This window comes from Phyllobacterium zundukense (assembly GCF_002764115.1).
Lineage (GTDB): Bacteria > Pseudomonadota > Alphaproteobacteria > Rhizobiales > Rhizobiaceae > Phyllobacterium > Phyllobacterium zundukense.
Genome location: NZ_CP017940.1, coordinates 2871513 through 2883878, shown reverse-complemented (window position 1 = coordinate 2883878; position 12366 = coordinate 2871513). Strand labels below are relative to the sequence as shown.

Sequence of the window (12366 nt, the reverse complement as noted above, 5' to 3'; positions counted from 1 at the left end):
GAGAATGCCGAAGTCGGATAGATCACTCCAATGGATGATCAATATACTGTATTATTGATTTGGTGGATTTGAGGATTATTCCGCCAGAACCCGTGTCGAAGGGAATGTTATCTCGACCATCGTTCCGCGTCCCGGTGTGGAATCGATGGTGAAATTCGCCCGGTTAGCTTCGGCCATTGCCTTGGTCAGCGGCAGTCCAAGCCCGGTGCCATCGCTGCGTGCATGCTTAGGCGTGGTGATCTGCTTGTAGGGCCGCAGCGCCTGTTCGACTTCCTGCCGCGTCATGCCGATGCCCGTATCGCGTACGCGCAGCAACACCTCGCCGCTCGCCTCATAGCTCGTTGAAACGATCACCTGTCCGCCGGGGCCGGTGAACCGGATCGCATTGGACAAAAGGTTCAGCGCGATCTGGGTGATCGAACGATGGTCGGCCACGATATCCGGCAGACGAGACGTAAGGCTCGAGCGGATGATGACGCGCTCGCGATTGGCCTGCGGCTGCATGATGGCAACGGCTTCCGTCAGCGCGTCATTAAGCGACACGGCTTCGAAATCCATCTCCACCGCCCCAGCTTCGATCTTCGAAATATCGAGAAGATCGTTGACCAGCGACAGCACATGATTGCCGGACCGGCTTATGTCATTGAGATAGTCGCGGTAGCGGTCATTGCCAACCGGGCCGAATTTCTCGTCCGCCATCAGTTCGGAGAAGCCGATGATGGCGTTGAGCGGCGTACGGATCTCGTGGCTGATGCGTGCGAGAAATTCGCTCTTCTGGCTCGACGTGCGTTCCGCCTCGCGTTTGGCGCTGACCAGCTCTTCTTCCGCCCGCTTCCAATGGGTTATGTCGCGCAACACCGCACAATAACCTTTGGACGCATCGAGTTTGCCGATCGTCATGAACAGTGGAATGAAGCGCCCCTGGCTCTCGCGACCGATGACCTCGCGCCCATCATTGAGCAGGCTGGCCACGCCGTTCTCCGACAGGCTGTTGAGATAATCCATCGCGGCGCGCTGGCTCTCGACGGCAAACAGCAGCGAAAATGCTTTGCCTGTCACTTCTTCCGGTTCATAACCGAAGAGCGCGGCGGCGGAATGATTGACCGAACGGATCGTGCCGGCAGAATCGAGCAGGATGACGCCGTCGGTCGCCGTATCGAGAATGGCATTGAGCTCGTCGATGCGCGTCTGCAGCAGCTGTCGTTCGCTCTCGTCGAAATGGTTGCCGGCCGGAACTTTTGGCGACAGCGCCAGCAGCAGCGCCCGCTCGCCATTCTCGCTGCTTTCATCCCAGCGGACTGCCTGAAGGTGCGCCTGGACCCGCGTCGTGGAGCCATCGCGGCGGCGCAGGTTCATACCGCCTTCGTCCTCCTCATCGTCACTATCGTCGGATCCATCGGCAAAGAGCGTGCTCAGGCCGCCTGCCGCGTTGATGGCGTCGGAGGTGTCGTACAATATCGCGTCCAGCAGCGCCGGATTTGCATAGAGGATCTGGCCGTGGCGGTGGATCAGGACCGGTAGCGGCAGGGCTGCGAGAATGGACGTGTCGACGCCCTGACGCGCCTGCACACGAATATTGTCGGCGAAATCCTTGGCAGCCGCAGCTTCAGCCGCGTTCTCGCTGCCGTCCTTGATAGCCGCAGCGGCAAATCCCGGGCCCACGACTTCCGCGTCCGGAACCCTTGCCCCGGAAGCGGATGGCGATGATGCCGCAACAGGCGGCTGCCTTGTCTCATGCGCGGGCTCGGCCGGTGCCGGCGTTGCGTCGACGGAGCTCTTTGGCGTGTCGCTCAGTACTTCCCGGCGCAGGCGTTCGGCAATTTCGCGGAATGCATTGCGCTCGGCATCGTTCAGCCGGCCGTCATCGCGCAGCGGCCGCTGCGCCTTGAGCGGTATGACATTGCCTTCGATGCCCTCGCCGTGAGTTCTGCCAGCGACGCTTTGGTCGGGCGCGCGCGGTGTGATGGCGATCGCTGGCGTTTCGCCGTTGAAAGAGTCGGCCGTATCTGTATCTCCGGCGATGCCCGGCACATCGACCTCGCTTGCATCCGGCGCCAGCTCTTCCTGCAGATCCGGCTTTTCAGCCAATGTCATGCCGATCGCTTGGGGATCGACGGCAACATCGCCCATGCGCGCGACGCCAAATCCGCGGAAGCCCAGGAAAGCGCGATCACGCGAATAGATTGGCAGCGCAGCAAGCTCGATCGGCACGCGCAATTCCGTGCCTTCGATCGGCCACAGCACAGTCCGGCCGGACCACGTATCGCGCCGCTCCAGCAATTCGGCAATGGACTCGTCGGTGTCGAGGCCGTAGCTCGCAGCAATGTCGCGGAAAGGCCTGCCAATGATCGAAGCGGATGCTGGTCCTACTGCAGCCGCGAACTCGGGCGAAATCTCGCTGAAAATCGCCTGCGCATCGACCTTCCAGGCAAAGCGAACCGGTGTTTGCGACGGTGCGTATTGAAATGTTTCCGATGACTTTTCGCCGGAATTCGCGTTTGGCTCTTCGGCGCGGGATGAAGGTGAATTCGAAATCTCGGCGGGGCGTTCGAAGGCGAGCGACGCTTGCGCCTTGTCTCCGTTCGTTGCGGACATCTCTTCGGCATTCGGCGCATTGTTGTCCGCCTGCACTTCTGGCTCAGGCAAAACAACACCGACAGCTGGCGCTTCCTCAGCAATAACAGTCGCAGCCTGTTCGCTCGCAGTCTCCGGCTCGATGGCAAACAGCAGGTGCAGGGCAGGGCTGTCGGTCAGCCTTGCGATGCCGGTCGGTATCGCGCCCTTCGGCGTCTGCACCGGCCGCTTTACCAGCCGGTTCCGCTCAAGCCGCACCTCGCGTACCAGGTCGCCGAGGATCTTGTCCGTAAAGCCGAGCTTGTGGAACTGTTGCGATGCGGCAATGACCGTACCGACGGAGTCGATCATGGCCGCGTGGGATGACTGGTCGCCAAAACCCTGGATCGCCAGCGCGGCGGTCGTCACTTCCGAGCCTGTCCGGTCGGCATTGGCAATGGAAAGAAGGATGGCCTGTTCGCCGCGCGGCAGTGCGAGGTCACTTGCCTGAAACGTCAGGATGCGGCTCGAAAGGCCGAAGGCGACACGCAGCGAAACCGTGCGTCCATGGCCGATGGCCGGAAAGCCATCAAGCGCCATGAGCTGCCGCCGCGCCTGGATACCGAGTACATCGTCGCTGTTCAGAATATCGTCGATGGCGCCGTAGCCAAGCATCGACGCACCGTGGCCATTGGCCCAGATGACCCGCGCGAGATCCGGCGAAATAACCACAAGCGCGTCGCCATTGGCGAAATGCTCGCGGATTTCGTCCAGGACGGCGATGTCGATGAATGGGTAGGTTCCAGACGCCATATGTTGACCAGTACACTCCGCAGGAAAGATCCGCATTCACGCGGCCGTCTTAATACTTTGTTAATAATGATCCAGCCGCCGCTCGTCCACTCGCAGCCCCTTATCTTACATGTCTTTCTCTTGGTTTAGTTAACTTCCGGCACAAGGGGACAACCGTCCACATAATAATTTCGATGTAGAAAGAAGCACTTGATTGTGCAGTGCAAGATAAATGTTGCAACGCACAAAAAAATGCATTATATACGGTTCATCAAATCAGCGCAGAGGCAAACGACCGTCTGCACCAAGGAAGGACACCATCATGAGCAAGACCACCAAACAGACTGCCGATGCTTTCTCGATCCCAGCTTTCGATGCCACCGCTGTAACCGATCAGGTTCGCGAATTCACCGAAAAGGGCGTTGCCCAGTCCAAGGAAGCTTATGCCAAGATCAAGGATCAGGCTGAAGCTGCTCAGAAGACCCTCGAAACCACTTTCGAAACTGCACAGTCCAACACTGCTGCTCTTTCGTTGAAGGCATTGGCCGCGCTGCGCGCCAACACCGAAGCCAGCTTCGCTCACATCGAAGCGCTGATCGGCGTGAAGTCCTTCGGCGAAGTGATCGAACTGCAGAGCGCATTCGTTCGCAAGCAGGCAGAAGCCATCTCCGGCCAGGCCAAGGAATTCCAGGCTGTTGCTACCAAGGCAGTTGAAGAAATCTCCGCACCGGTCAAGTCGGCTGTCGAGAAGGCAATCAAGGACGTCAAGGTCGCCTGATCAAGGCGCCTGACAACAAGGATACTCCAACGGCATTCCTCCTCCCAGCCGTTGGAGACGCGAGACCCGGTACCTCCTCCCTCCGGCTCTCGCACAAATGGAAAAAGGCCGGATCCTCCCCCGGCCTTTTTCTTTTTTTCTGTAAGTTTTTTGTCTTTGTTGCATCAAGCGCTTGCAAAAAGCGTCAATCCTTCGTATGTGACGCCTGTCAAAAATATGACGGTATGCGGTCGTAGCTCAGTTGGTTAGAGCGCAGGATTGTGGCTCCTGAGGTCGGTGGTTCGAGCCCACCCGTCCGTACCATCCAGCTAAATCGGCAAATCACAAAAATCGGATATCTTTATCGGACTGGCACGCAAGCCGTGTCAGTTTGGAAGCCCTGTCCTTTGACAGTCAAAGCCGCTCCCGTTTATCGTTGGCCGAAGCAACTGGGAGAGCGGTCATGAGTGGATTGAAGTTACCTCAGGAAGGCGGATGCCGCTGCGGACGGGTGCGCTTCAAGATCACCGCCGAGCCACTCCTGACCATGGCTTGCCACTGTACCGGCTGCCAGCGGATGACCGCCAGCGCCTACTCGTTGAGCGCGGCCGTCCCGTCTGCCGGTTTTGCCGTCATAGAGGGCGAACCCGTCATTGGTGGTCTTCATGGCGAGCCGCGTCATTACTTCTGCCCGCATTGCATGAGCTGGCTCTTCACCCGGCTCGAGGGCTTCGACTGGTTCGTCAATGTTCGTGCCACCATGCTCGATGACCCGAGCGGCTTCACACCCTATGTTGAAACCTGGACGAGCGAGAAGCTGCCTTGGGCGACCACGCCTGCAGTGCACAGCTTTGAAGCACTGCCGCCGCTCGAACAATACGAAGATTTGACCAGGCAGTATGCGCAATGGTCGAAAGCGCGGTGATCGTGCTGGAGCGATTCTGGGTTTACGGAAGCGGCCCCTCACCCCACCCCGGACCTATGGTCCGACCCTCCCCATCGAGGGGAGGGTAAGACTGTGCTGGCATCCTCACCTCCCCCTCGATGGGGGAGGTCGCAGCGAAGCTGCGGGTGGGGGTGAGGAATCTGCTTCAGTCAAAATCTGAAGCGCCCTAGGCGTGCTCCTCCCAGATTTTCGCAAGTTCAACGATGGTCTGCACAGCTTTCTCCATGTCCTGCCGGCTGACCCATTCGAGTGGCGAGTGAAAGGCGTGACCGCCTGCGAAGAGGTTGGCGCAAGGCAGACCCATGAAAGACAGCCGTGAACCGTCCGTGCCGCCGCGGATGCTGCCACGTACGGGCGCCATCCCGGCACGCCGGATTGCCTCGACGGCGTGATCGACAATCTGCGGATGACGGTCGAGGATAGCCTTCATGTTGCGATATTGCTCCTTGACCTCGAAGGTGTTGGAGGAACCGGGATAGTCAGCCATGACATCCTTTACCAGCTTCTCGAGAAAGGCTTCCTTGGCGGCAAGGCCGTCGTCGTTGAAGTCGCGGACAATAAAGCTGAGGGCGGCCTTCTCCATCGAACCGGTAACGCCCGTTGGGTGAATGAAGCCGTCCCTGCCTGCAGTTGTCTCCGGCGCGACGTCCTTCGGCAATCGGTTGATAATCGCGCCAGCAATCTTGATGGCGTTCTCCATCCTTCCTTTGGCGAAGCCGGGATGGATAGCGACGCCTGCAATGGTGATCTCGACGCCGTCGGCTGAAAAAGTCTCGTCTTCGATATGGCCGGCCGTTTCGCCATCGACGGTGTAGGCAAATTGCGCACCCAGCTTTTTCAGGTCTGCCTTATCCACCCCGCGCCCTATTTCCTCATCCGGCGTGAACAGGATCTTGATTGTGCCGTGCCTGATGCCGGGATTGCCGACCAGGAGTTGCGCCGCCGTCATGATCTCTGCAAGGCCGGCCTTGTCATCGGCCCCGAGCAGCGTCATGCCATCGGTCGTGATGATGTCGTTGCCGATCTGGTCACGCAGTGCCGGATGGTCGCTGACGCGAATGACCTGCTGCGGGGAAAGCTGGATGTCACCGCCGCGGTAGTTATTCACCCTTTGCGGCTTGACGTTTGTCCCGGTGAAATCGGGCGCTGTATCCATGTGCGAACAAAAGCAAATCACGGGAACCGGCTTGTCCACATTTGACGGAATTGTTGCGTAGACGTAGCCGTGCTCGTCAATATGAGCATCGGCGAGACCGATCGCCAGCAACTCCTCAACGAGCAAATGGCCGAGGTTTTTTTGCTTCTCCGTGGAGGGCTGTGTCGATGATTTGGGGTCCGATTGGGTGTCGATGACGACGTAGCGAAGGAAACGATCGATAACGGTGTCGGTCATGGTCATGTTCCAGTATTTGCTTCAGCGATGGATTGCTGTAACGCCTGCCGGCGCCGCCGTGAATAGGCTTTCGCTCTGGCGGCGATTTTTGCGGCGTGGTTCCGGCGGACCGCAATGAGGCTGCATGTCTTGGAGACGATTTGGAAAGTCGCTGCGGTGGGGCATATGGCGCGGTTTTCGAGTACCGGAGCGCAGCGTACTTGAAGGTACGTGAGCACCGGAAGCGCAGAAAATCGCGTCAGATGTCCACCGCAGTAGAGTTTACAACCGTCTCTTACCATTTGCGAGCTTTGCGGTTTCATGCCAATGAAACGCCATGCGTATATTGCTCGTAGAAGACACGCACGATGTGGGGGAAGCCATCTGCAAACGTTTCGAAGCGACAGGCCATGCCGTCGACTGGGAAACCAATGGCCGTGACGCAGCAGAGATCATCGATTTCACCGAATACGCCCTGATCATCCTCGATGTCATGCTGCCGGGCATGGATGGCTTCGAAATTCTCAAACATATCCGCAAGTCCGGCAATGCGGTTCCGGTCCTCATCCTGACGGCGCGCTCCGAGATAGATGACCGCGTCGGTGCGCTCGATCTCGGGGCTGACGACTATCTGGTCAAGCCGTTCGACTTCCGCGAACTCGAAGCGCGGGCTCGCGTCCTGATGCGCCGGCACACCGGCGGCGAGGCCACCAACCTTATCAAATGCGGTGACATCGCTGTCGATCGCGCGGCGCGCTCCGTTCATGTCGGCAAGCGCGAGGTGCAATTGAAGCGCCGTGAACTGACCTTGCTTGAGGTTCTCGTGGCCCGTCCTGGCCGCGTCTTCAGCAAGGACGAACTGCTCGACCAGATTTTCGGCTTCGATGAGGCGGCGAACGCCAATGCCATCGAGCTCTATGTCGGCCGCTTGCGCAAGAAGCTCGAAGGCGCGAAGGCGCGCATCGTGACCGTGCGCGGTCTCGGTTATCAGCTGGTGTCCGACGATGCGCCCTGAGACCAGGAAAAACGAACCTTCACTCTTCGCCCGCCTTGCCCGGCGCATTTCACTGGTGCTCGGCATCGGCGCCGCACTCCTGGTGACCGCCGCGTGGTATTATGCCGAGACCGCTGCCAACAAGGCCTATGACCGCCTGCTCGTCGGCGCGGCGTTGCAGATGGCCGAAAGCCTGTCGGTCGAGGATGGCACGCTCACCGTCCGCCTGCCGACATCGGCCTTCGAATTGCTCGGCCTCGCCGAGCGCGACAGGATTTTCTATCGCGTCATCGATACGCATGGTCAGACCCTGACCGGCTATGACGATCTGCAAAGCCCGACGCCGCTCGATGCGGACAATGATGTTTCGAGCGTGGAAGAGGGCATCTACAAGGGCGAACCGGTGCGTATAGCCCGGGCGACGCGCGTTCTTGCCGATCCGGCTGTCTCGGGTCAGGCCTACGTCATCGTGGCGCAGACCAACGAGGCGCGGTCAGCACTGACCCGCGAACTGACGCTGCGGGCAACGATCCTTGTCTTCATCATGAGCCTGCTCGCTTTCGTCGGCGCCATGTTCGCAATTCGCTACGCATTGCAGCCGGTGGAACGGCTGGGAGCAGCGGTTCGCCGCCGCGATCCGCACGATTTGACGCCGGTTTCCGTCGATGTGCCACGCGAACTCGATCCCTTCGTCGGCTCGATCAACCATTTCATGGGACGGCTCAATGAACGGGTCGATCTGCTGCAACGCTTCATCGCCGATGCTGCTCACCAGATTCGAACCCCATTGACTGCCCTGTCCGCACAGATCGATCTGCTCGGTGCTGACAAGCTCGACAAGGCGGGACGTCAGCATTACGAGCGTGTGCGGGAACGGACCGGTGAACTTGCCCGCCTGACCAATCAGCTCCTGAGCCACGCCATGGTCATCCACCGCGCCGATTCCGTGCAACTGGAGCCGATCAGCCTCGTCGATGTGGCCCGGCGTGCCTATCGCGCCGCCATTCCGGTCACCGTCGATCCGGATATCGTCATCTCATTCGAGGCACCTGGCGATCGCCCCTTCGTGCTCGGCGATGCGGTCAGTCTGCGCGAGGCCATCGTCAACGTGATCGACAATGCCCTGCGCCATGGCGCGGATCAGCGGCTTGAGGTGCGCGTTCGTGCTAACGACACGCATGCGTTCGTCGAGGTCGAGGATGACGGCCCGGGCATCCCGCCCGAAGGCTGGGAGAAGGCGACGCAGCGTTTTGCCACGTCGAAGTCGCACGAGGGAAGCTCAGGTCTCGGCTTCGCCATAGCCCAGGAAGTGGCCAGTGCCCATGGCGGCACCCTGGGCTTCCGGGCCCGCGACGAGAGAGGCTTTACCGTCGTTTTGACCCTGCCGCTTTTCAGGGAGGAGGCGAAATGATCAGGGCGTTTCTTGCGATCACTATTGCTGTTTTGATTGGCTCGCCCGCTCTCGCCGCCGAGGACAACAAAACGCTGTTCCCGGCGCTTCAGGTCGAAGCCGGCAAGCTGACGATCTATTCGACGACGGACCTCGCGGCCATGAAGCCGCTGATCGAGGATTTCCAGAAATCGTCCCCGGACGTCTCGATCGACTATATCGAATATCTGACCAACGAGCTGAATGCCCTTGCCAGCGAGGCCTGCCGCAAGGAGGAGCCGCTCGGCGATCTGCTGTTGTCGTCATCGGTCGATCAATTGCTCAAGCTTGCCAATGATGGCTGTGCCGAGGCGCATACGTCGCCCGAGACGGCCCGCGTCGCCGAATGGGCGAACTGGCGCGATGAGGTCTTCGGCTTCACCTATGAGCCCGCCGTCTTCGTCTACAACACCCGCCTTGTGCCGCCGGCCGAAGTGCCGCGCACCCATGTCGAACTCGCCGACCTCTTGCGCGAACGGCTGGATTATTATCGCGGCCGCGTCGGCACCTATGATATCCGCCTGTCGGGCATTGGCTACCTGCTCGCCTTCAACGATGCGCGGCAGACCACCACCGTGTTCGGCCGTCTGCTGGAAAGCATGGCGCGTGCCTCGGCCGTGGCGCGGTGCTGCACCGGCGAGATTCTGGAGGAGGTCGCCAAGGGCAATCTCTACATCGGCTACAATATGCTCGGCTCCTATGCCTATGAGGCGGCGCTGCGTCATCCGGAACTCCGCGTGGTCGTGCCGCGCGACTATACGCTCGTGCTCAGCCGTGGAGCGCTCATTCCCAAGGGCGCGAAAGAGGCCGATCTCGGAGCGCGGTTCCTCGACTATCTCCTGTCCGAACGCGGTCAGTCGATCGCCCGCACCAATGCCTTCTATTTCTCCGAGACGGGCGGCCTGCCGCCCGATGTCGACGGTCCGCAGAATTTGAAGGAGTCGGGCATCGCCCAGCCGATCCGCATCGGTCCGGCTCTGCTTGCCGTGCAGGATCGGGCACAACGCCAGCGCTTCATCGAGGACTGGTCACAATCCCTGATTGAATTGAACAGCCCGGCCTGGACCCGGGAGTAACGCGTGGCGTTTTTTGAACGCCCCCGCCGCAGTTCTCACACGGTTTTAGGCAGGAACTGTCGAAAATCCTAAAAAATCGGCGATTCTCACACAAGAGTCGGCGATTCTGGCACGAGTTTCTCTACCACTGCGCGAAAAATGGTTGTGCCGACGCGAATGACCCTAAAACAGCGAGCCCTGCGATCCACTCGGAAGCGGAGGTTTCTTGGCTGGCGCAGGGCGTTCGATCTTTGCCCGGGACGGGCGTTCGTCACCCTCTTTCGCCACGGCTTGCACCTCGCCATCCTGGAACTTGAGGGTCAGGTCATCGCCGCTGGCGATAGCCGCCGAACGCTTGATGGGAGTGCCGGAGGGGTCAAGAACAACCGCAAAACCCCGTTCCAGAACCCCCTGATATGACAGGGTTTTCATCAGCCGTTCGAGTTCGCTGCCTCGCCGGTTTGCCCGGTCGAGAATGAGGTCGACAGCCTGGATCTGACGGCGGTCCAGCTGTTGCAGATGCTGGCGTCCGCGCTGGGCCAGCCGGGCAATCGGTTCGATCGACAGACGTTCGGCGCGCCGGACAAAAACCCCGCGCCGCTCTCGCAGGAATACCCTGAGACCGTGCGGCAGACGGTTGGTCAAGACATTGATTTCACGTCGTTTTTCGCGAAAACGCTGTTCGAGGAGGCGCGGTGATAATTGCCTGGCGCAACCGTCGAATTCGCCGCGCTTCTTCTGCGTATTTGCCTGTAACGCCCGGCCAAGGCGTGCCGCCGTTTCGTCGAAATGCCGTCTTGGCAGGGCGAGCAATTGATCAGCCGAAGGCAGGGCTCGGGCCAGCGCCCGTTGCGCCTGGCGGCGGCGGTCGAGGTAACGCGACATGCCGGCTGCGAGCCGGGCGCCAAGCGTCGCGACGGTTGCCTGCAGGTCGGCCTTGACCGGTACAGCCATTTCCGCCGCGCCCGTCGGTGTCGGGGCGCGAACGTCTGCGGCAAGGTCGATCAGCGTCCAGTCGGTCTCGTGGCCGACGGCGGAAATGAGCGGGATTTGCGAGGCGGCAACGGCGCGCACCACCGCCTCGTCGTTGAAGCCCCAGAGGTCCTCGAGGCTGCCGCCACCGCGCGCAACGATCAGCACGTCGGGTCTCGGAAGAGCTCCGCCCCGCTGTAACCCATTGAAACCATTGATGGCGTTGGCGACTTCCGCGCCGGATGTCTCACCTTGCACCCGCACCGGCCAGACGAGAACATGCAGCGGGAAGCGGTCGGTGATGCGGTGAATGATGTCGCGAATAACCGCGCCGGTCGGGGATGTCACCACGCCGATGATGCGCGGCATGAAGGGTAGCAACTGCTTGGCCGCCGGGTCGAACAGGCCCTCGGCGCCGAGCTTGCGCTTGCGTTCTTCCAGCAGCGCCATCAGCGCGCCGGCACCGGCTGGCTCCATCTGCTCGATGACGATCTGGTATTTCGACGAGCCCGGATAGGTCGTCAGCTTGCCGGTCGCGATGACCTCCATGCCTTCTTCAGGCTGGAAACGCAGCTTGCTCATCGAGCCGCGCCAGATCACCGCTTCGATACGTGCCTTGTCGTCCTTCAGCGAGAAATAGGCATGACCGGAGGAATGCGGACCGCGATAGCCGGAAATCTCGCCGCGGATCCGAACATGCCCGAATGTGTCCTCGACGGTGCGCTTCAGCGCCCCGGAAATCTCGGAAACTGTATATTCGGCAACATTGGATGCCGATTCGGGCTTTTCACTCATGTGCTATTCCTAGTCGCGTGGGGGGCAAGGTCAAGTGTGGGCAATCCTCGATTGCAGCATTGCCAGCGCGATGAATATCGCCTTTAACTGGGGAAAAGGGGGCCAACATGTCAGCAACAACTTCTGTCACCGCCAAGCGTCTGAAATTGCGTCACTATCTGCTGATCGGAGCGGTGATGATTGCTGGTGCGGCAGTGATTCTTCTCCTGATGGGGCGCAACCCGATATGCACCTGCGGGACGATAAAGTTGTGGGTAGGCGAGACGAACTCGTCCGACAATTCCCAGCATATCGCCGACTGGTACACGCTTTCGCATATCATCCATGGCTTTCTGTTCTACGGCATTCTCTGGCTGGTCGCCCGCAAGTGGTCCGTCGGTCCCCGCCTGTTGATCGCCATTCTGATCGAAGCGGCCTGGGAGATCTTCGAGAACACCGACATGGTCATCAACCGCTACCGCGAGGCGACCATCGCGCTCGGCTATGTCGGCGACAGCGTACTGAACTCCGTCAGCGATATATTGTTCATGGTCGTCGGCTTTTTCTTCGCCGCTCGTGCTCCGGTCTGGCTGACGGTCATTCTCGCGATATTCTTCGAACTGTTGGCAGGCTGGGTCATTCGCGACAATCTCACCCTCAACATCGTGATGCTTCTCTGTCCACTGGATGCGATCAAGGCGTGGCAAGGCGGGATGTAGTCC

Annotated in this window: 9 protein-coding genes and 1 tRNA gene; 7 read left to right on the top strand and 3 right to left on the bottom strand. The window is 60.1% G+C overall.

Annotated elements, in window-relative coordinates; all coding sequences use genetic code 11:
- Positions 1–75: 75 nt before the first annotated feature.
- Positions 76–3366: a PAS domain S-box protein gene (locus BLM14_RS14430; RefSeq protein WP_100000032.1), complete on the bottom strand. Its 3291-nt coding sequence runs from the start codon at positions 3364–3366 to the stop codon at positions 76–78.
- Positions 3367–3667: 301 nt separating this feature from the next.
- Between BLM14_RS14430 and BLM14_RS14425 the strand changes: the two genes are divergently transcribed.
- The 3 genes from BLM14_RS14425 (at position 3668) to BLM14_RS14415 (ending at position 5027) form a co-directional block, all read left to right on the top strand.
- Positions 3668–4123, top strand: coding sequence for a phasin (locus tag BLM14_RS14425; RefSeq protein WP_100000031.1), 456 nt, complete (start codon positions 3668–3670; stop codon positions 4121–4123).
- Between the two features lie 226 nt (positions 4124–4349).
- Positions 4350–4426: transfer RNA gene (locus tag BLM14_RS14420), tRNA-His, on the top strand.
- 139 nt (positions 4427–4565) lie between these two features.
- Positions 4566–5027 carry a GFA family protein gene (locus BLM14_RS14415; protein ID WP_100000030.1) on the top strand — a complete coding sequence of 154 codons (462 nt, stop codon included), beginning with the start codon at positions 4566–4568 and terminating at the stop codon, positions 5025–5027.
- 187 nt (positions 5028–5214) lie between these two features.
- Here the strand turns inward: BLM14_RS14415 and pepT are convergent, their stop codons facing one another.
- Positions 5215–6441 carry a peptidase T gene (gene pepT / locus BLM14_RS14410; RefSeq protein ID WP_100000029.1) on the bottom strand — a complete coding sequence of 409 codons (1227 nt, stop codon included), beginning with the start codon at positions 6439–6441 and terminating at the stop codon, positions 5215–5217.
- Positions 6442–6757: 316 nt separating this feature from the next.
- On the opposite strand from pepT, the gene BLM14_RS14400 reads away from it, so the two are divergent.
- From BLM14_RS14400 to BLM14_RS14390, 3 genes are read left to right on the top strand one after another with little or no spacing between them, the layout of a single operon-like run.
- Positions 6758–7435 carry a response regulator transcription factor gene (locus tag BLM14_RS14400; RefSeq protein ID WP_100000027.1) on the top strand — a complete coding sequence of 226 codons (678 nt, stop codon included), beginning with the start codon at positions 6758–6760 and terminating at the stop codon, positions 7433–7435.
- On the top strand, positions 7425–8825 hold the full coding sequence (locus BLM14_RS14395) for a sensor histidine kinase (protein WP_100000026.1): 1401 nt from the start codon (positions 7425–7427) through the stop codon (positions 8823–8825). Before BLM14_RS14400 ends, BLM14_RS14395 begins: the two co-directional genes overlap by 11 nt.
- The gene (locus tag BLM14_RS14390) at positions 8822–9919 is read left to right on the top strand and encodes an ABC transporter substrate-binding protein (protein ID WP_100000025.1); all 1098 of its coding nucleotides are present in this window, start codon (positions 8822–8824) and stop codon (positions 9917–9919) included. Before BLM14_RS14395 ends, BLM14_RS14390 begins: the two co-directional genes overlap by 4 nt.
- Positions 9920–10081: 162 nt before the next feature.
- Here the strand turns inward: BLM14_RS14390 and xseA are convergent, their stop codons facing one another.
- Entirely contained in the window at positions 10082–11665 is a 1584-nt protein-coding gene (xseA, locus tag BLM14_RS14385) for an exodeoxyribonuclease VII large subunit (protein WP_100000024.1), read from the bottom strand.
- Positions 11666–11772: 107 nt separating this feature from the next.
- Between xseA and BLM14_RS14380 the strand changes: the two genes are divergently transcribed.
- Positions 11773–12363: a DUF2585 domain-containing protein gene (locus tag BLM14_RS14380; protein WP_100000023.1), complete on the top strand. Its 591-nt coding sequence runs from the start codon at positions 11773–11775 to the stop codon at positions 12361–12363.
- The last annotated feature ends 3 nt before the right edge of the window (positions 12364–12366 follow it).

What these genes read in the sequence shown, in the direction of transcription:
- BLM14_RS14390 (WP_100000025.1), top strand. Translation starts at nt 8,822, where the DNA reads ATGATCAGGGCGTTTCTTGCGATCACTATTGCTGTTTTGATTGGCTCG.
- BLM14_RS14400 (WP_100000027.1), top strand. Translation starts at nt 6,758, where the DNA reads ATGCGTATATTGCTCGTAGAAGACACGCACGATGTGGGGGAAGCCATC.
- BLM14_RS14380 (WP_100000023.1), top strand. Translation starts at nt 11,773, where the DNA reads ATGTCAGCAACAACTTCTGTCACCGCCAAGCGTCTGAAATTGCGTCAC.
- pepT (WP_100000029.1), bottom strand. Translation starts at nt 6,441, where the DNA reads ATGACCGACACCGTTATCGATCGTTTCCTTCGCTACGTCGTCATCGAC.
- BLM14_RS14395 (WP_100000026.1), top strand. Translation starts at nt 7,425, where the DNA reads ATGCGCCCTGAGACCAGGAAAAACGAACCTTCACTCTTCGCCCGCCTT.
- BLM14_RS14415 (WP_100000030.1), top strand. Translation starts at nt 4,566, where the DNA reads ATGAGTGGATTGAAGTTACCTCAGGAAGGCGGATGCCGCTGCGGACGG.
- xseA (WP_100000024.1), bottom strand. Translation starts at nt 11,665, where the DNA reads ATGAGTGAAAAGCCCGAATCGGCATCCAATGTTGCCGAATATACAGTT.
- BLM14_RS14425 (WP_100000031.1), top strand. Translation starts at nt 3,668, where the DNA reads ATGAGCAAGACCACCAAACAGACTGCCGATGCTTTCTCGATCCCAGCT.
- BLM14_RS14430 (WP_100000032.1), bottom strand. Translation starts at nt 3,366, where the DNA reads ATGGCGTCTGGAACCTACCCATTCATCGACATCGCCGTCCTGGACGAA.